This is a genomic window from Dactylosporangium sp. CS-033363 (assembly GCF_050942475.1).
Classification (GTDB): Bacteria; Actinomycetota; Actinomycetes; order Mycobacteriales; family Micromonosporaceae; genus Dactylosporangium.
Map to the genome: position 1 here is coordinate 6,759,607 of NZ_CP192032.1, position 16,835 is coordinate 6,776,441.

At 73.5% G+C, this 16,835-nt stretch carries 20 protein-coding genes; 10 read left to right on the forward strand and 10 right to left on the reverse strand.

What is annotated here, in order from left to right; all coding sequences use genetic code 11:
* The first annotated feature begins 126 nt into the window (after nucleotides 1–126).
* A complete protein-coding gene (locus tag ACQPZ4_RS31260; RefSeq protein WP_433043306.1) occupies nucleotides 127–1,179 on the forward strand; it encodes a glucose 1-dehydrogenase in 1,053 nt (350 codons plus the stop codon).
* Here ACQPZ4_RS31260 and ACQPZ4_RS31265 read toward each other — a convergent pair.
* The 3 genes from ACQPZ4_RS31265 to ACQPZ4_RS31275 all read right to left on the reverse strand — a co-directional run bounded on the left by ACQPZ4_RS31265 (nucleotide 1,163) and on the right by ACQPZ4_RS31275 (nucleotide 2,439).
* On the reverse strand, nucleotides 1,163–1,483 hold the full coding sequence (locus ACQPZ4_RS31265) for an STAS domain-containing protein (protein ID WP_433043309.1): 321 nt from the start codon (nucleotides 1,481–1,483) through the stop codon (nucleotides 1,163–1,165). The genes ACQPZ4_RS31260 and ACQPZ4_RS31265 overlap by 17 nt on opposite strands.
* Nucleotides 1,484–1,650: 167 nt before the next feature.
* Nucleotides 1,651–1,914 carry a hypothetical protein gene (locus ACQPZ4_RS31270; RefSeq protein WP_433043312.1) on the reverse strand — a complete coding sequence of 88 codons (264 nt, stop codon included), beginning with the start codon at nucleotides 1,912–1,914 and terminating at the stop codon, nucleotides 1,651–1,653.
* An 81-nt stretch (nucleotides 1,915–1,995) separates the two neighbouring features.
* Nucleotides 1,996–2,439 (reverse strand): DUF6158 family protein, encoded by a 444-nt coding sequence (locus ACQPZ4_RS31275; RefSeq protein ID WP_433043315.1) that lies wholly within the window; start codon nucleotides 2,437–2,439, stop codon nucleotides 1,996–1,998.
* A gap of 55 nt (nucleotides 2,440–2,494) precedes the next feature.
* Between ACQPZ4_RS31275 and ACQPZ4_RS31280 the strand changes: the two genes are divergently transcribed.
* Nucleotides 2,495–3,316 carry a transglutaminase-like domain-containing protein gene (locus tag ACQPZ4_RS31280; RefSeq protein ID WP_433043318.1) on the forward strand — a complete coding sequence of 274 codons (822 nt, stop codon included), beginning with the start codon at nucleotides 2,495–2,497 and terminating at the stop codon, nucleotides 3,314–3,316.
* Here ACQPZ4_RS31280 and ACQPZ4_RS31285 read toward each other — a convergent pair.
* Nucleotides 3,313–4,227 carry a DUF3500 domain-containing protein gene (locus tag ACQPZ4_RS31285; RefSeq protein ID WP_433043321.1) on the reverse strand — a complete coding sequence of 305 codons (915 nt, stop codon included), beginning with the start codon at nucleotides 4,225–4,227 and terminating at the stop codon, nucleotides 3,313–3,315. The two genes, ACQPZ4_RS31280 and ACQPZ4_RS31285, sit on opposite strands and share 4 nt — an antisense overlap.
* 97 nt (nucleotides 4,228–4,324) lie before the next feature.
* Here ACQPZ4_RS31285 and ACQPZ4_RS31290 point away from each other — a divergent pair, with 97 nt between their 5' ends.
* From ACQPZ4_RS31290 to ACQPZ4_RS31300, 3 genes are read left to right on the forward strand one after another with little or no spacing between them, the layout of a single operon-like run.
* A complete protein-coding gene (locus ACQPZ4_RS31290) occupies nucleotides 4,325–4,777 on the forward strand; it encodes an anthrone oxygenase family protein (RefSeq protein ID WP_433043324.1) in 453 nt (150 codons plus the stop codon).
* 59 nt (nucleotides 4,778–4,836) lie between these two features.
* Nucleotides 4,837–5,100, forward strand: coding sequence for a DUF3618 domain-containing protein (locus ACQPZ4_RS31295; protein WP_433043327.1), 264 nt, complete (start codon nucleotides 4,837–4,839; stop codon nucleotides 5,098–5,100).
* 30 nt (nucleotides 5,101–5,130) lie between these two features.
* Nucleotides 5,131–5,307, forward strand: a complete 177-nt coding sequence (locus ACQPZ4_RS31300) for a hypothetical protein (protein WP_433043330.1) — start codon at nucleotides 5,131–5,133, stop codon at nucleotides 5,305–5,307.
* Nucleotides 5,308–5,346: 39 nt separating this feature from the next.
* Here ACQPZ4_RS31300 and ACQPZ4_RS31305 read toward each other — a convergent pair whose 3' ends face one another.
* On the reverse strand, nucleotides 5,347–5,907 hold the full coding sequence (locus tag ACQPZ4_RS31305) for a hypothetical protein (protein ID WP_433043332.1): 561 nt from the start codon (nucleotides 5,905–5,907) through the stop codon (nucleotides 5,347–5,349).
* 129 nt (nucleotides 5,908–6,036) lie between these two features.
* Between ACQPZ4_RS31305 and ACQPZ4_RS31310 the strand changes: the two genes are divergently transcribed.
* A complete protein-coding gene (locus ACQPZ4_RS31310) occupies nucleotides 6,037–7,926 on the forward strand; it encodes a glycoside hydrolase family 5 protein (RefSeq protein ID WP_433043335.1) in 1,890 nt (629 codons plus the stop codon).
* On the opposite strand, the gene ACQPZ4_RS31315 is transcribed toward ACQPZ4_RS31310, so the two are convergent.
* Complete coding sequence (locus ACQPZ4_RS31315; protein WP_433043338.1) at nucleotides 7,908–9,158, reverse strand: hypothetical protein; 1,251 nt, start codon at nucleotides 9,156–9,158, stop codon at nucleotides 7,908–7,910. The two genes, ACQPZ4_RS31310 and ACQPZ4_RS31315, sit on opposite strands and share 19 nt — an antisense overlap.
* Before the next feature lie 206 nt (nucleotides 9,159–9,364).
* Here ACQPZ4_RS31315 and ACQPZ4_RS31320 point away from each other — a divergent pair, with 206 nt between their 5' ends.
* Complete coding sequence (locus ACQPZ4_RS31320; RefSeq protein WP_433043341.1) at nucleotides 9,365–10,258, forward strand: GNAT family N-acetyltransferase; 894 nt, start codon at nucleotides 9,365–9,367, stop codon at nucleotides 10,256–10,258.
* Here the strand turns inward: ACQPZ4_RS31320 and ACQPZ4_RS31325 are convergent.
* Together ACQPZ4_RS31325 and ACQPZ4_RS31330 are read right to left on the reverse strand one after the other, a co-directional pair.
* A complete protein-coding gene (locus ACQPZ4_RS31325) occupies nucleotides 10,225–10,914 on the reverse strand; it encodes an endonuclease/exonuclease/phosphatase family protein (RefSeq protein WP_433043344.1) in 690 nt (229 codons plus the stop codon). The genes ACQPZ4_RS31320 and ACQPZ4_RS31325 overlap by 34 nt on opposite strands.
* Nucleotides 10,911–11,807 carry a GNAT family N-acetyltransferase gene (locus ACQPZ4_RS31330; protein WP_433043347.1) on the reverse strand — a complete coding sequence of 299 codons (897 nt, stop codon included), beginning with the start codon at nucleotides 11,805–11,807 and terminating at the stop codon, nucleotides 10,911–10,913. Before ACQPZ4_RS31330 ends, ACQPZ4_RS31325 begins: the two co-directional genes overlap by 4 nt.
* 20 nt (nucleotides 11,808–11,827) lie before the next feature.
* Between ACQPZ4_RS31330 and ACQPZ4_RS31335 the strand changes: the two genes are divergently transcribed.
* Both ACQPZ4_RS31335 and ACQPZ4_RS31340 read left to right on the forward strand, forming a co-directional pair.
* On the forward strand, nucleotides 11,828–12,397 hold the full coding sequence (locus tag ACQPZ4_RS31335) for a hypothetical protein (RefSeq protein WP_433043350.1): 570 nt from the start codon (nucleotides 11,828–11,830) through the stop codon (nucleotides 12,395–12,397).
* A gap of 9 nt (nucleotides 12,398–12,406) precedes the next feature.
* Entirely contained in the window at nucleotides 12,407–13,543 is a 1,137-nt protein-coding gene (locus ACQPZ4_RS31340; protein WP_433043353.1) for a glycosyltransferase, read from the forward strand.
* Nucleotides 13,544–13,548: 5 nt separating this feature from the next.
* Here ACQPZ4_RS31340 and ACQPZ4_RS31345 read toward each other — a convergent pair whose 3' ends face one another.
* Nucleotides 13,549–13,836: a Dabb family protein gene (locus tag ACQPZ4_RS31345; protein ID WP_433043356.1), complete on the reverse strand. Its 288-nt coding sequence runs from the start codon at nucleotides 13,834–13,836 to the stop codon at nucleotides 13,549–13,551.
* A 37-nt stretch (nucleotides 13,837–13,873) separates the two neighbouring features.
* Between ACQPZ4_RS31345 and ACQPZ4_RS31350 the strand changes: the two genes are divergently transcribed.
* On the forward strand, nucleotides 13,874–16,066 hold the full coding sequence (locus ACQPZ4_RS31350) for a hypothetical protein (protein ID WP_433043359.1): 2,193 nt from the start codon (nucleotides 13,874–13,876) through the stop codon (nucleotides 16,064–16,066).
* On the opposite strand, the gene ACQPZ4_RS31355 is transcribed toward ACQPZ4_RS31350, so the two are convergent.
* Entirely contained in the window at nucleotides 16,063–16,800 is a 738-nt protein-coding gene (locus ACQPZ4_RS31355) for an SDR family oxidoreductase (protein ID WP_433043362.1), read from the reverse strand. The genes ACQPZ4_RS31350 and ACQPZ4_RS31355 overlap by 4 nt on opposite strands.
* Nucleotides 16,801–16,835 lie beyond the last annotated feature (35 nt).

Below are 16,835 nucleotides of genomic sequence, written 5' to 3' on the forward strand. Positions count from 1 at the left end.
GCGAACCGCGGGTGGCAAACGCAAACGGGTGCGGCGGATCCGCCCGATCCGCCGCACCCGAACGTGTCCACTGTGGACTTCGTCGGGCGTGCATGCCGGACGGCCGCATTGGGTACGTAGGGCGGCATGCGAGCGCTGACCGTCGTACCGCTGCAGTCCGGCACCGCCGAGGTTCGTGACGTGCCCGAGCCCGGGACCGGCGGCGACCGGCTCCTCGTGGAGGGCCTCGCGCTCGGGGTGTGCGGCACCGACCGCGAGATCGTCTCCGGCGCGTACGGCTGGGCGCCGCCCGGCCACGACCGGCTCGTCCTCGGGCACGAGTCGCTCGGGCGGGTCCGCGGCGCGCCCGAGGGGTCCGGCTTCGCGGCCGGCGACCTCGTCGTCGGGATCGTGCGGCGGCCCGATCCGCGGCCCTGCCCCGCCTGTGCGCACGGCGAGTTCGACATGTGCCGCAACGGGGAGTACAGCGAGCGGGGGATCAAGGAGCTCGACGGGTACGGCAGCGAACTCTGGAGCGTCGAGCCCGACTATGCGATCAAGCTCGATCCGGCCCTGGCCGAGACCGGGGTGCTGCTGGAGCCGGCGTCGGTCGTGGCCAAGGCCTGGGACCAGGTCGAGCGGGTCGGGGCGCGGGCGTACTTCGCGCCGGAGCGGGTGCTCGTCACCGGGGCCGGGCCGATCGGGCTGCTCGCCGCCCTGCTCGGGGTCCAGCGGGGGCTCGAGGTGCACGTGCTCGACCGGGCCGAGAGCGGGCCCAAGGTGCGGGCGGTGGAGGGGCTCGGCGCGACGTACCACAGCGGGCAGGTGAGCGAGATCGCCGGAAAACTGCGGCCGGACATCATCATCGAGGCCACCGGGGCGGCGTCGGTCGTCTTCGATGCGATCGCCGGGACCGGGGCCTATGGCATCGTGTGCCTGACCGGCGTCTCGTCGGCCGGCCGCACGATCTCCGTGGACCTCGGCGGGGCCAACCGGAGCATGGTGCTGGAGAACGACGTGGTGGTCGGCTCGGTCAACGCCAACCCGCGGCACTACACCGCGGCCGCGCAGGCCCTGGTCGCCGCCGATCCGGACTGGCTGGCGAGCCTGATCACGCGGCGGGTGCCGCTGGAGCGGTTCGCGGAGGCGCTCGAGGCGCGGCCCGACGACATCAAGGTCGTGCTCACCCTGGGCCGGTGAGGACCTCGCTCATGTTGAGGATGCCAAGCAGCCGTCGTACTCCCGCAGGCGCGTCCAGCACCGCGAAGCGCTCGCCCAGGCGCTGCCGGACGGCCAGCAGCACCGCCAGGCCCGACAGTGAACAGAACGTGACCCCGCCGAGGTCGGCCTCGACGCGCGCGTGACCGTCGTCGACGGCCGCCTCGAACGCACCGCGCAGCAGGTCGGCGTTGGCCGCGTCCAGGTCGCCGCGGACGGATATCCGGACGATCCGCGGGGACTCGCGCCGCACGACGGTCGTGACTTCCATGCTCTCGAAGTTCATGCAGCATCACCGTCGGTCACGGTATGCCGTAGTCCTGGAACGTGAGAACAGCTTCGAGGCCGCGAAACGTCAGACAAAGGGTTTACCCGATGACGGGTCACCCTTCAGTCGCGCGGTGGCCGCCGATCAGCGCTCCGACGGCGGCCACTCGCCGGGTTCTCGCGGCGTCAGGCCCGGCCGCCGGCGCCGCTGTCGGCCCCGCCGTCGTGCACCGCCGGGTCGGCCCCGCCGTCGGCCACGCCCTCGTCGGCGCCGCCGTCCGCTCCGCCGTCCTCGCCCTCGACGTCCGCACCGCCGTCGGCCGTGCCCTCGCCGGGCGCCGCGCCGCCGTCGGCCCCGCCGTCATGCGCGCTCGGAACGGCGCCGCCGTCGGCCGGTCCCTCGGCTCCGGCCGCGCCGGTGGTCGTGATGTCGTCGTCGTTGAGCGCCATGATCGGCTCCTTGAATATCGGCGGATTCGGCCGTGCGGCCGGTCGATCACCCGATACCCCACCCGGAGCGGGCCAATCGGGTTATTCCGCCCGCCGGTCCTCGCGTGCGGAGCCGTTGGGGCGCAGGCGATGCGGGTCGACGGCGCGGTCCGGGAACCGCCGCAGATACTCGGCCTCGAGCTCGCCCGTGCGCGCGTCGTGATTGGCCAGCGCCTGCTCGGATCCGTGCCGGAACGTGTCGTCGCGGGTCTCGTGCAGATGCCGCAGCTCGCGCGACAGATCGCTGTCGTCCAGCAGCTCGGGCGGCACCCCACCGGTCATCGACGCGGCCCCGTCCCGCGACTTGAGCTGCGCGAGCGCCTCACTCGCCTCGTCGTACGCGTACTCCCCCTCCGGCAGCGCATCGACCGCGTCGACGACGGAGACCGGCGCCCCGGCGGCCACCGCGTGCCGGTGGATCTCCTCCCGGGTGACGCGCTCGTTCCCGGCGTACACCGCGTCGAGCAACTTTTCGACCTCGTCCATGCCCGGTGGGTTACCCCCGCTGGCGGCGAACCAACAAAGTGAGTACCGTTCGCCGATGACCGAGGTGACCGCCGGCTGCACGCTCGCCTTCGACGTGACCGCCCCGGCCGAGATCGTCCTGCAGATCGCCGCCGCCCACCGCCCCGGCGTCACCGCGACCGACTCCCTGGTCACCTCGCTGGACGGCACGCCGATCGACGCCTCCCCCGTCGAATCCCGCGACGGCGGCCGCCTGCACGTCCTGCGCCCCGCCCCGGGCCGCCTGGAGATCACCTACACCGTCGAGGCCAGCCTCTCCCCCGCGCCCGCCGACGTCACACCCTTGGCGCGCATAGAAGCCCTTCGACCCAGCCGGTACTGCCCGAGCGACCGGCTCGCCCCGTTCGCCACCCGCCAGTTCGGCATCATCGACCCGTTCGACGCCGGCGCAGTGCGCGAGACGGTCATGGCTGTCGCGCGTTTCGTGCACGAACGCACGCGCTACCAACCGGGCGCGAGCACCGGCACCACGGACGCCACCGACACCCTGCTTGCCGGCGCGGGCGTCTGCCGCGACTTCGCGCACCTGGTCGCCACGTTGCTGCGCGCCCTGGACATCCCGGCGCGCACGGCCGCGGTCTACGCACCGGGCCTGTCCCCCATGGACTTCCACGCCGTCGCGGAGGTGGCGATCGACGGCGTCTGGCGCGTGGTGGACGCGACCCGCCTGGCCCCGCGCCAGAGCCTGCTGCGCATCGCCACCGGCCCGGACGCGGCGACGACGGCGTTCGCCACGGTGCAGGCCGGGGTGGCCGACCTGTCCACGCTGGACGTCCACGCCATCGTGGTCGGCGACCTGCCGTTCGACGACGGCACCGCCGAGATCACCGTGCCCTAGTGGGGATCGGCGGCGCGGTGCTCGGCCAGGATGTCGCCGCCGAAGTCCGATGAGGGCCGGCGCAGCACCGTGTGCGCGTGGTTGCCGTCGGCGGTCGTGTTGTCGTACTCGATCAGCAGGTCCGGCCCCTGCACCCGGTAGTAGTACCGCCCGCCGCGCGCGGTCTGCCCCTCCCACGCGAACGTGAGCGAGTCCCGGTCCACGACCGGCGCGACGTCGGCCGGGAGCCGCTCCAGATACACGGCGACCAGCTCGTCCAGCCGCTCCCGCGCCGGCTCGGGCAGTTCGGCGGCGGCCACCCCGGGCGGCGGCGGCACCACATCCGCGCGCGGGCCGCTGTAGATGTCGACGGGCGCCTGCGGCTTGCGCACCACCTGGGCCAGCAGCGACTCCGGGAGCTCCGCGAGCACCTCGAACCCGAGGTCCTCCTCGGGCCCGAGCGGCCGCAGCACCGGACGCCCCCGGTAGTACGTGGCCAGCGGGTTCGCCCCGAAGAACACCGGCGTCGGCGACACGAGATCGCCGTCCAGGGTCATCGTGACCGACAGGTGGTGCCCCTCGAACCGCCAGCCCCACCGCCCGGCCGGACCGGGATCGCCGAACACGATGACGCGGTAGTCGTCACTGTGCCGGTTCCGCGAGTACCCCTCCTTGCGATCGAGCACCTCCTCGACCGCCACGACCCCCATCGCCTGCGCAAACGCGTGCGGCCGCAGCGCCGTGGCCAGCAGCCGGTGCGCCGCCTTCCGCCCGTCGAGCCCCAGCTCGTGCAGCGAAACCCCGGGCCGCGGCGACGGCCGGTACTCGATCCACCGCCGCTGCCCGCTCTCGAACGGCACCCGCACGCTCCCGGGCGCCGCCCCCAACAGCCGCACCGCCTCATCCCGCATGGCCGCGGCAGTCGTCGTCATGGTCCAGTTCTACCCGATCGCGCCGACCGTTGCGCCCGCGCGCCACAGCCGCTGCAATTGGTGCACGGCCGCGCGGCGGACAGTACGGAGGGTGAGCATGGCTCTGCTGCAAGCCATCGGGGTGATCCTCGCCGGATTGCTGGCGGGTGAGGAGTTCATCGTCCGGTACGGGGTGCAACCCGCCCTGCGCGCGCTCGACGAGCGTGCGCACATCGGAGCGCGCGTGGCGCTCGTTCGACGACTGCGCATTGTGGTGCCGGCGCTCATGCTGCCGACCGTCGCGGTCGCCGTTGCCGTGCTCATCCGGGCGGACGGGGCCGGGGCGGGGTGGCGGTGGGCGGGCCTGGCGGCCCTCGTGGCGTTCCTGCTCTTCTCGTTTCTCGGGACGGTTCCGATCAACATGAAGGTCGTCGGCTGGGACGCCGATGCGCCGCCCGCGGACTGGCGGGCCGTCGTCGACCGCTGGCAGCGGATCGATGTGCTGCGATCGGGGGCGGCGATCGTGGCGTTCGGGTGCTTCGTGGGGGCACTGGCGGTACAACTGGGATAGGTTTTGGCTCTGGTTCTGATGGGAACGCGAGCTGCGGCGATCGGGAGGAGTTGGGCGGGGTGACGGCTGACGGGCACGTGAACGACCCCGAGGCGCTGCGCGCGGAGATCGTGCGCACGCGCGCGGCGCTCGGCGAAACGGTCGAGGCGCTCGCCGCCAAGGCCGACGTGAAGGCGCGCGCGAAGGCCGCGGCCGGCCGCACCGTGCACCGCGCCGCGGCCGGTCTCGGTGAGCGGCGCACGCAACTCGTCCTGGCCGCCGGCGCGACCCTGCTCCTGGGCGCGGTCGTCGCGCTGATCGTCCGCGGTGCCCGGCACCGCTGAACATTGCTGCCCCCCGTTGAGGAGATCATGATGAAGCTGCTGCCCATCGCGGCCGGACTGGCCATCGGGTACGTGCTCGGGACGCGCGCCGGCCGCGCGAAGTACGAGCAGATCGTCGACAACGCGCGGCGCGTGCGGGACAACCCGACGCTGAGCCAGGTCGGCGAGGCCGCCCGCAACCTCGCGAACCCGCCCTCGGCCGCCTGACCTCGACGCCTCGGTCCCCCGCCGCCCGGACGGCGGGGGTCAGGTGCTCAGGAGACGCTCCGCCACGTCGAAGGCGTCCTCGCCCGCGGTGCGGTTGGTGGACAGGAAGGCGTGCACGTCCGGGTCCGCCGGCGCGGGGACCGGGCCGCACGCGGAGATCCCGCGCAGCTCGCTGAACAGGCACACCACCCGGCGGCCGGCCGTCGTGGCGCCCGCGGTGTGCAAGGTCTCGCAGCGCTTCCACAGCCGGCCCAGGCGGCGGGCGGCCGCGGCGTTGTCGGTGTACACGCCGCCCCAGCCGACCTGCATGAAGACGGCGAGCGGGCCGCAGACCAGGTGGTAGTTCACGGCGTACGAGTTGACGCCGTGGCCGGCGTGGCTCACGGCGACGTAGTCGGGGACCCGGCCGGCCAGGACGTCGGCGGGAAAGTCGCCCTCGAACAGGTACATCGCGAATGCGTCGATGTCGCGCGTCGCCCAGCACCATTCGCGCACCGCGCGCAGCTGGGTGCGCATCGGGGCCGGGATCGGGGGCACCGGCAGGCGGCTCGACGTGAACGCGGCCACCATCTCCGCGTAGGGTGAGCCGTCGGTCCGCACGCACAAGATTGTGCGGCTCGCCGCCGCGGCGACGCAATGGATCGCCAGCGCGACTACCACGATGCGCGAACGACACCTTGCAGAACGCTACCTCGCCGCCGGGCCACTCATTCAGCTACGCTTATCAATGTGAAGCCGATTCGGGTTCTGGTCGCCGCGGCGATGGTCGTCAGCCTCACGCCGCTCGTCGAAGCGAGCGGAACGGCCGGGGCGAGCGAAACGGCCGGGGCGGGCGAAGCGGCCTGGGTCGCGCCGTTGAGCACGCGCGGGCGGTACATCGTCGACGCCGACGGCAACCGGTTCAAGCTCAAGGCCGGCAACTGGCACGGCGCCAGCGGCACCTGGAACGGCTCCGGCGACACGGAGGCCGACGCCAACCACCACGCCGGCGAGAACTCCGGGCGCATCCCGCTCGGCCTGGACCGGGTGTCGCTTGCGAGCATCGTCGCGCAGTTCCGAGCGCTCGGTGTGAACAGCATCCGCCTGCCGTTCTCGAACGAGATGGTGCACGACCAGCGCGCGGTCACCGACGGCGCCGTGGCCGCCAACCCGCAGCTGCGCGGGATGACGCCGCTGCAGGTCTACGACGCCGTGGTCGCCGCGCTCACCGCGGGCGGGCTCGCGGTCATCCTGAACAACCACACGAACACGACGCGCTGGTGCTGCGGCGTCGACGGCAACGAGCGCTGGAACGCGAGCCAGTCCACCGCCACGTGGGAGTCCGACTGGCTCTTCATGGTCCGCCGGTACCGCGACAATGCCCGCGTCGTCGGCGCCGACCTGTACAACGAGGTCCGCCGTACCGTCTGGGACGACCCGAACTGGGGCCTGGGCGACGACCACGACTGGTTCGCGGCCGCGCAGCACCTCGGTGACCGCATCCTGTCCGAGGCGAATCCGGACCTGCTCGTCATCGTCGAGGGCATCAACTGGACGGGCATCCCGGTGGACGGATTCGCGCACGGGCGGCCGACGCTGGAACCGCTGCGCACGCTGTCCCCGACGCTTGTCCGTTCGAACAAACTGGTGCTGTCCGCGCACTTCTACGACTACACCGGGCCGAACCACAGCGGCGCGACCGGGATCGGGGAGACGAGCGACCCCCGGTACCGCGATCTGAGCCGCGCGGACCTGCAGGCCACGCTGTACCGGCAGGCCTTCTACGCCGCCGACGAGGCCGCGCAGCACTTCACCGCGCCGCTGTGGGTGAGCGAGTTCGGCATCGGGCGGTTCGGTTCGGACGACCGCAGCCGCGCCTGGTTCGCCAACTTCGTGGACTATCTGATCGCGCACGACACCGACTTCGCGTACTGGCCGCTGGTGGGGTGGCAGCAGGACGGTACCGGCAACGGCTGGGCGTTGTTGAGCTGGGACCGCGCGGGCAACCTGCTCGGCATCGACGACGGCGGCGACTGGCGGGCCGCGGACTGGCATCGGCTCGTGAACGCTCCTTCGCGCACCGGGGCCGTCGCTCCGGTCGCGCACTGGGCGATGCTCAGCCCGGACCGCGCGGACTTCATCGCGTCACTGCGCGTTCGCGCACAACCGGACTGGGATGCCGGAGCGCGCAAGGCGGCGTGTCCGGATGGACAGCGGCTGATCGGCATCGCGCACGACGGCAACCGCGGACTGTGCACCGACACCGGCAACGGCCCGCAGTGGCCGGCCGGAAGTGCGCAGCGGGTCGTCACCGACGAGCGTTTCGTCAGCCCGGACTGGGCGGGCGGCTACACCAAGTTCCAGTGCCCGGACGGCTCGTTCCTGATCGGGTACGCGGTGCGCGGCGCGACGATGTCGAGCGCACTGTGCGCACCGGCGTCGGCCGCGCCGCCCTCCGGGGGCCGCACGGTGTGGTTCGACCGCGGCGACAACCGTCCGTCCGGCGCGCACGGCGGGGACTTCGCGACCGGGCACTACAAGGGGCAGTGCGGCGACGGCGAGTACGCGGCCGGCATCGCCTTCACCCGCCGGATCGGCTCGAACGGCGCCCCGGCCGCGCTCTACTGCCGGTCGTTCTGAGCCGCGGCCGCGCGGACCGAGGCGGCGGCGTCCTTGGCGACCGTCGCCCAGTCCGCGCCCAGGGCGGACCGCGCGGCGGCGTCGAGCGTCGCGCCCTTGCGCACGACCTGGGTGAAGAACGCGAACAGCTTCGCCTCGCCGAAGTGCTGCGCCAGGTAGGTGACCGCCAGCAGCGCGATGCCGTACCGCGCGACCGCGTCCTCGAGCTTCGTCCCGTCCGCGGGCGGCCCGAGGGCGACGGTCCCGTCCCAGCGGCCGGCCTCCAGGTAGGAGCGCACGGAGTCGAGGTCGTCGCGCAGGGCGCCGCCGTCGCCGTTCGCGACGTACTCGGCGATGCCCTCGGTGAGCCACCACCCGGCCGCCGGCGGCAGGTTGCCGTCGAGCGTCACCACGTGCGCGAACTCGTGCGCCATGAGCGTGCGCGTCGAGGCCTCGCCGCGAATCGAGCCGCGCGCGACGACCACCTCGGAGGTGCCGGGCTGCAACGGGATCGTGTAGGCGGCGGCGTTCTCGGTGTCGCTGTCGTACCAGCTCGTCCACTCCTGCTCACCGGCGACGTACACGAGGTACCGCGGCGGCGGCCCGCCGAACGAGGTCGCGACGCGGTCGTCGATGGGCGCGGCCGCCTCCGCCGCCTTGAGCAGCCGGTCGAGCAGGGAACTGTCGATCGACTCGGCGCCGGCGACCGTGACCCGCTTGCCGTTGCGCACGGTGAGCTTCGTGCTGTCCCACGGGCGGTTCGTCTGCTCGTATCCGACCAGGTGCACACGTCCGCGCACGACCGTCCACTCGGTGTCGACGAGCAGCGGGATCGGGGTGCAGTCCGGCGCGTCGAAGCAGTAGCCGACCGCGACCGGCAGCCGCCAGACGCCGTTGAGCCGGCTCGGGATGCCGTTCGTGGTCATGTCCCAGCGCCGCACGGCCAGGGCGGTGAGCGAATCGAACCGCCGCCCCGCGCGTTCGCGCACCTCGGATCCGGTGTCCGGGAACGCGGCCAGGTACGCGTCGCGGTCGCCGTGCAGCATCGCGTCCGACTGTCCCTTGAGGACGGCCTGGATCGCGTACAGCGGGTTCTCGCCCGCCCGCACGACCGTCCCGTTGTGCGCGACCGCGACCGCGGCGTACGCGGTCGGCGCCGAGCCGAGGGTGAACAGCTGGGTTGTGAGGATCGCCGCGGCCGCCACCACGGCGGCCGCCAGCGCCACCAGCGTGCCGGTGCGGGTTCTCGTCATGGCGGCACCGTACGTCCGCCGGCCCGGCAGTGGCGTCGCGCGCGGGCCGGCTGGCACTTTTCCGGGAACAACCCGGTGCGGCGGCGGCCGGGCAGGGCCTAGACTCGGGGAGCGGTCGCGGTGCGCAGCCGGCGGATACTTCTGGCATATTCCGGTTCGATTCCGAAACCGCCGGCGCCTGGATCTCGCGACCACTCGAGGAGCTCATGACCGAGCTGCGGACACGCCCGTGCCGGCTGGACGACGCCGCGGCGATCGCCGGCCTGATCAACGCGGCCATGGTGGCCGGCGGCGGGCGGGGTGGCTACGCCGCGTCCGAGGTCGAGCAGGAGCTGCGCCGCTCCCCCGACACCCGGGCCCTCGTCGACCCCGACGATCGCCTGATCGCGGCCGCGCTCGTCCCCCGCCCACCCGAGGGTGGCGACCACGTCGAGCTCATCGGCGCCGTCGACCCGGCCCACCGCGGCCAGGGCATCGGCCGCGACCTGCTGGCCTGGCAGCTCGCCCACGCCGGCACCTGGGAGCCGCAGGTCATCGCGGCGGTGAGCGACACGAGCACGATCCGGCTGTTCGAACGCGCAGGGTTCACCCCGATGCGCTACTTCCTCGAGATGTCCGCCCCGACCGGCGTCCCGGCGATCCCGCCACCCGGCACCGTCCAGATCACCGGTTTCGAGCCTTCACAAGCGCAGCAGTTGTACCGCGTGCACGCCGACGCCTTCCACGGGCTCTGGGGACATCAGGAACAGACCTATGCCGAATGGTCCGCCGGAACGGTGGACGCCGCGCACTTCCGCCCGGAGCTCGCCCGCCTGGCCGTGGTGGACGAGGCGATCGTCGCGTACGTGCTGCCGTACGACCGCGGCACGCTCTACATCGGACAGGTCGGCACCGCGCAGTCCTGGCGCCGCCACGGCATCGCCGCCGCCCTGCTGACCTCGGTCCTCGCCGCCGCCGCGCAGGCCGGCTACCCCACCGCCACCCTGGACGCCGACTCCGCCAACCCGACCGGCGCCCCGGCGGTGTACACCCGCGCGGGTTTCGTCGTCGACCAGCACATCGCCGTCTACCGCCGCACGCCCGCCACGACCAGGTTGTGATCGGACAGTCCGCCGCCGTCCACGACCTGCGCGTGCTCGACCGTCGCGCCGCGGACGACCACGTGGTCGATGATCTGCGCACCCGCCCCGGGCCGAGTCACCGCCGCCCCCGCGGGTAGCCCGGCCACGCTGAACCCGTCCCCGAGCCCGCCCGCGACGGTGGCCGGATCGGCGTTGAAGTCGCCGAGCAGCACGGCCGTTCCGGTGCGCGCCACGTCCGCCAGCCGCGCGAGCTCCGCATTGCGCGCATCCCCGAACCCGACGTGCGTACACACGGCGAGCATGTCCGAAGTGCGCACCGCGAGCAGCCCCTTGCCCGGATCACCGGCAAACGCCTCGCCCGCGACCACCTCGCCGTCGCCGATGAGCACCAGAAACTCGCCCGGATCGCGCAACTGCTGCACACCCTTGCGCACATTGGGCACCCGCGGATACCGGAACGCGTGCACTTCGCGATCCCGCACGGCCGCCCGAAGCGCCACGAGCAGGTCCCCGCTCACCTCCTGCAGCGCCACGACATCCGCCCCGCGCGCCGCGACCACCTCCGCAATGGCGGCAATGCGCAACCGCTCATCGGGCCACCGCACGACCGTCCCGTCGTCCCAGTTCGCCGCGTGCACCCGATGCAGCACGTTCCACGTCACCACGTTGATCACATGCCCGACCCTATCGGCCGTTTCTCGAACCAGTGGTGGGCGTACGGCTCGGCGTTGAAGGCGGGCACCTCGTGGAAGCCGGCGCTGCGGTACAGCGCGATCGCCTCGCCGAGGGACGCGTTCGTCTCCAGGCGCAGGGCCGCGGCGCCGGCCGCCGCGGCCGTGGACTCCAGCTCGGCCAGCAGGCGGCGGCCCAGGCCCAGGCCGCGTACGGTCGGGGACACCCACATGCGCTTGACCTCGGTCGGGGCGCCGGGGTGGAACTTCAGGGCGCCGCAGCCGACCGGCGCGCCGTGCAGGGTGGCGACCAGCAGGACGCCGGCCGGAGGGGTCAGCTCGTCGTCCGCGGCCGAGATGCTGCGGGACGGGTCGAAGCCGGTCCGGAAGCGCTCGGCGAGTTCCGCGTAGTACGCCGCGATGCATCGGCGGGCGTTCGGGTGGCGCGGATCGAGCGGTTCGATGCGCACCATCGAGGCGAGCAGCAGGCGCTCGACCTCGGCCATCGCGGTCACGAGGCGAGCGCGCTGGCCGGGGCTCAGTGGTTCCAGGATGGCCGCGGCCTGGTCGTCCGAGCGCTGATCGAGCACCGTTCGCTCATCGAGGCCGGCTTTCGTCAGTCGTACTGTGCGCACTCGCGCATCGTCCGGGCTCGGCGCGACGGCCACGAGGTGGTCGGACTCCAGCGCGCGCAGGAGGCGGCTGAAGTACCCGGAATCCAGGTCGAGCCGCGCGCGCAACTCGCGCACGTCGGTGGGCTCGGCGCCGATCTCCCACAGCAGCCGGGCCTGGCCCAAGGGGCGGTCGCGGGCCAGGAAGGCGTCGTCGAGGGCGCCCACCCGCTGCGTGACCGTGCGGTTGAAGCGCCGCACCTGACCGATCGCACTCGCGTCCATTCTCTGACTATAGTCAGAGAGTGGCGACGCATGACTGGTCCCGGGAGGTCGATCTGGAACACCTGGCCGCCATCCGGCGGGCGCCCGACCGGTTCGCGCCCGGCGGCGGGCTGCACCTGGTGCTCGAAGTCATCGCGTACGCGGCCGACGAGGCGGCCGTCAACGGCGGCGGTACGTGCACGATCGCGCGGCATGTGGACGGTTCGGTCGCCGTGGTGGACGGCGGGCGCGGCACCGACGTGCGCCGCGACGAGCGCGGCCGGCCCGTTCGCAAGCCGGTCATGGCCACCCGGGACCTGCGGTTCTTCGACCGCCCCGGCGCCGAGCTGCTCGCGGACGGGCATCCGCGCCGCGGGATCTCGGTGGTCGCCGCGCTCAGTGTCTGGCTGGAGCACACCAATCGGCGCGGCGACGAGGCCTTCACCCAGCGTTACGAGCGCGGAGTCCCGGTCACCGGGCTGCTGCCGGTGCCGCCGGACGGGACCACCGGCACGGCGGTGCGGTTCCTGCCCGAGGTCGCGCTGGGGCCGCTGGACGACCTTGCGCACATGGACTGGCCCGGACTGCGCGTGCTGATCGAGGTGCTGTAGAACAGCGCCATGCGCGTGCTGTTCACCGCAGTACCCATCCATGGGCATCTCCTGCCGCTGCTCCCGCTCGCCGAGGCGGTCGGCGCGGCCGGGGACGAGGCCGCGGTGGCCGCCCCGCCCGCGCTGGCCGGCCTGGTCGGCGGCCTGCCGGTGCTGTACGCCGGGCCGGGCATGGCCGACCTGCTCGCGGAGAACGACCGCCGCACCGGCGGCGCGGCCATGCACGAGGACGTCGCTCCGGTGGCCGAACTGTTCGCGGGGACGCTCGTCGACGTGACGTTTCGCGCCACACTCGAGCGGGCCCGCGCATTCGGCGCGCAGGTCGTGGTCGCCGACGAGTACGACACGATCGGCCCGATGATCGCCGCCACGCTGGGGGTGCCGCTGGTCCGGCACGCGATCGGGCTGCCGGTCTCGCCGCCGGCGCTCGGGCCGGCGATGGAAGCCAGGCTCGCACCCAGGTACGCGGCGCTCGGGCTGACCCGCCCGGACCGGGTCGCGCTGGTCGACCCGTGGCCACGCGCGCTGCAGCCCGAGGGGTGGACGCCGGCGCCCGACCGGCTGCCGATCCGGCCGAAGGTGTACGCCGGTTCGGGGCCCGCCGACGTGCCGCCGCCCGGTGAGGGTCAAGCCGACGTGCCGCCGCCCGGGTCGCGGCCGCGGGTGCTCATCACGCTCGGCACGGTGCTGCTCGATGCGGACATGCTCGACGCGCTCGTGGACGCCGTGGCCGCCATCGACACCGTGGACGTGCTCGCGGCCGTGCCACCAGGTGTGGAACACACGCTCATCGACGAGCGCGCGAACGTGCGGTTCATCGGGTTCGTACCGATGGCGCGGCTGCTCGCTTCCGGCGTTTCGGCCATCGTCGCGGCCGGCGGCGCGGGCACCGTCCTGGCCGCGATGGGCCACGGCATCCCGATGGTCCTGTGGCCGAAGGGTGCGGAGAAGCCCATGAACGCCGAACGCGTGGCGGCGGCCGGCGCCGGCATCGTGGTCGACGATCCGGTCCGCTCGGCCGAGGCGGTCCGAGAAGTGCTGACCTCGCCGGTGTACCGCCTGAGCGCCGAACGCATCGCCGCCCAGCTCCGCGCCGCACCCGAACCCGCGCAGGTGTGGCGAACCCTACGCGCCCGCCTGCGCTGAAGCGGTCAGCACTCGAACTGCATGCGCACGATCTCCGCGCTGATCGGGGCGAACATCTCCGCGCGCACGCGGTTGTGCTCGGCGTCGGCGTCGTAGCGGCGGTACGCGTCGGCGTCGGCGAAGTCGTTGGTGATCGAGAAGCTCCAGTTGCCCGGCCGCAGCCCGGCGTCGACGCCGACGCGCACGTCCAGGCAGCCCTCCGGCTCCAGGGCGACGATCGCCGCCAGGGCCGCCTCGATCGTCGCCCGGTCGACGCCGTCCCGGACCTTGCCCACCACCACGTTGCGGATCATTGGCTCATTGTGCACCCACTCGCTATCGTGCCGGATCGTGGCCGAACACTGGGACATCGCACGCGTCGAACGGCGGCTGCGCGCCACACCGCACGGTGCACCGGCCCGCCGGCTGAGCCGCCTGCTCACCTGGCGCGGTGCGCATTTCAAGCGCCGCCGATCGGCCCCGCTGCTCGACATCGTCGCCCGCCTGGCCGACCGCCTGCGCGCCGACGCCGTCCCCGTGCGGGGTCCGCAGTTCGCGGCCCAGATCGAGCTCGACCTCTTCGACCTGTTCGCCGCCGAAAACATCCCGTTCGAGACGGACGAGGTGCACCATCCCCGCCTGGCCGAGTGGTTCGACGATGCCGGGCCCGGGCGCCGCTCGCTCGAGGCGTATGCGACCCACCCCGACCTGCGCGCGCCCTTCCGGCGGGCATGCCTGGGCCTGCTCGCCGATCACCAGTTCGGCGCCGAGGTCGGCGGCCCGCCCCTGCACCCCAACCTGCTCGCCCTCGCGCTGTCCGTGCCCGGCGTCGCGACAGCGCTCGAAGCGGAGGTCGACGCCGTCACCGCCCGGCTGCCCGAGGACCTGAACCGGCTCGAACCGCTGTGCTCGCCGGCCGGGTACGCCGCCTTCGGCCGCTACCTCGACCGCGTCGCCGCCTTCGACCTCGACGCGGCGGCCGAGCGCTCACGGCGGGCCGGCCGGCCGGGCGACCTGACGTGGCCCGAGTACGAGGCGGCGACCGCCGGGCTCGACCCGCGCCGCACCCGGACGGACGCGCAATGGCCGTGGCTCGCGGTCCACGACACCGGGACCGCGATCGTGTTCGACGGGTCGGGTACGCACGTGCGGTACACCATCAGGATCCCGGAGCGGGAAGGCGTCTTCGGCCAGCTCCCGGCCCGCTGCACCCTGCACGACGGGCGCCTGCTCGTCAGCTGGTTCACCGGCATCGAGGAACGCGGATGCTGGGCCGACGCGCCGGACGCGGAGTTCGCGCTCGCCGGCGCCGGGATCGAGCTCGGCGGCCTCGTCGTCGGCCCGCTCACCCGGCTGCCGTCCGGCGACGAGCACGTCGTGCCGGGCGGCCGGTTCGAGCCGGGACCAGGCAGGCGATGGCGGCGGGCCGTGGCCCCGGACGCCCCCGCCCCGTTCGGCCGCCGCGACGGCGAGACCGGCTGGGACCTGATCGAGACGCCGGACGGCCCCGCCGTGCGGTCCATCGACGGCCGCGCGGTGCCGCTGCCGCCCGGCGCGCCCGAGCACGGGATCGCCGGCGTGCTGCGCCTGCCGGTCGGCGACCGGCTCGTCACGGCGAACCCGTTCGGCCAGGTGACGCTCTGGGATCCCGGCTCGGGCCGGCCCGGCTTCGGCCCGGAGATCCCGCCCGGCCTGCCGCCGATCGGCTGGTGGGACTGGCTGCGTCCGAGCGGGGCGGCGGGACCACCGGCGACGGCCGGCCTGGCGGAGACGATTGCCCGCTACCGGGCTCTGCCGGACACGCCCGCCCCGGCGCCCGTGTCGGTGCACGCGCATGACGCGAACCTCCGCAATGCCCTGCTCGGCCTGCTCGGCGGCTGGGGCTTCGACGACGGCGAGCGCCACACGCCCCGCCCCACCAGCGGCTACGGCATGCTGCGCCACCTGGAAGGCCGCCGGGGAACGTACGTCGGCGGCTGGACCCAGGTGCTGCCCGGCCTCGGAGCCGTCGCGCTGCGGGCGGGCCTGGTCACCACGCCCGAGCCCGAGCGCGAGGCCCTGGCCGCGTTCCTGACCGCCGTCGCCGACGCCGGCCTCGCCGACGGCTCCCGCACGCTGCTCACCGTCCTCGTCCAGGCCGACTTCCTGGCGTTCCCGGCGGCGGAACTCGGGCTGCCGGTGGTCCTGGCCGAGGACTGCGGCGCCGGGCTGGGCCGGGTCTGCCAGCGCTGGCTCGTCGAGGGCGAACTGCCGCAGCACCCGCGGGTCCAGGTCGTGGAGCGGGTCGCGCTCGGCGGCTGGGGCGGCACCGAAACCGTGCGGCACTTCGTCCGGCTGCTCGCCGAGCGTGGACCGGCGCGGTGGGATCTCGGCTGGCGGCCGGAGGGGCTGGAGCCGCATCGTGCGGTACACCTGCTGAACGCGATGATGCCCGTCGAGCCGGAGCGGCTGTGGGCGCACGGCCCCGACCTCGACGGATTCCGCCGGGCCGCGGCCGTCGAACCGCCGGAGCCGTACCGCTACCAGCCCTGGATCGCCGGCTAGCGCGCCGCCAGCCACTCGTCGTAGGTGATCCCGCCGATGCGCGCGCCCGGGGCGGTCACCAGGGAGTCGTCGGTGATCGCGGCGCCGAAGTACGTGGCCGACGGGTCGGTCACGATCTTCGCGGTGCCGCCGACGGCCTTGCGCACGAACTCGTCCAGGCCGATCTTCTCCGGGCCGCCCAGCTCGACGTAGCCCTTGACCGGCGGGGCCTGCACGGCGTCGCACACCGTCGCGGCCACGTCGTCGGCGGCCACCGGCTGCAGCTTGGCCGGGGTCAGGTGGGACGCGCCGTCGGAGCCGACCGACGAGGCGGCGATGCCCGGCGCGAACTCGAAGAACTGGGTGGCGCGCACGATCGTGTACGGCACCGGCCCGCTCGTGATGAGCTCCTCCTGGGCGACCTTGGCCCGCAGGTAGCCGCTGCTCGGCACCCGGTCGGTGCCCACGATGGACAGCGCGACGTAGTGCCGCACGCCCGCCTTGGCCGCCGCGGCCAGCAGGTGGGTCGTCGAGGTGCGGAAGAACGCGAGCACGTCGTCGTCGGCGAACGACGGCGAGTTGGTCACGTCGACGCAGGCGTCGGCGCCCGCCAGGACCTCGTCCAGCCCGGTGTTCGCGATGGTGTCGACGCCGGAGCTCGGGGACGCGGAGACCGCCTCGTGCCCGTCCGCCTGCAGCAGGGCGATCAGCTTGCGACCGATGAGCCCGGTGCCGCCGAAGACCACGACCTTCATGACTGTACCTCCAACTCGGACAACTTTTATCCGAG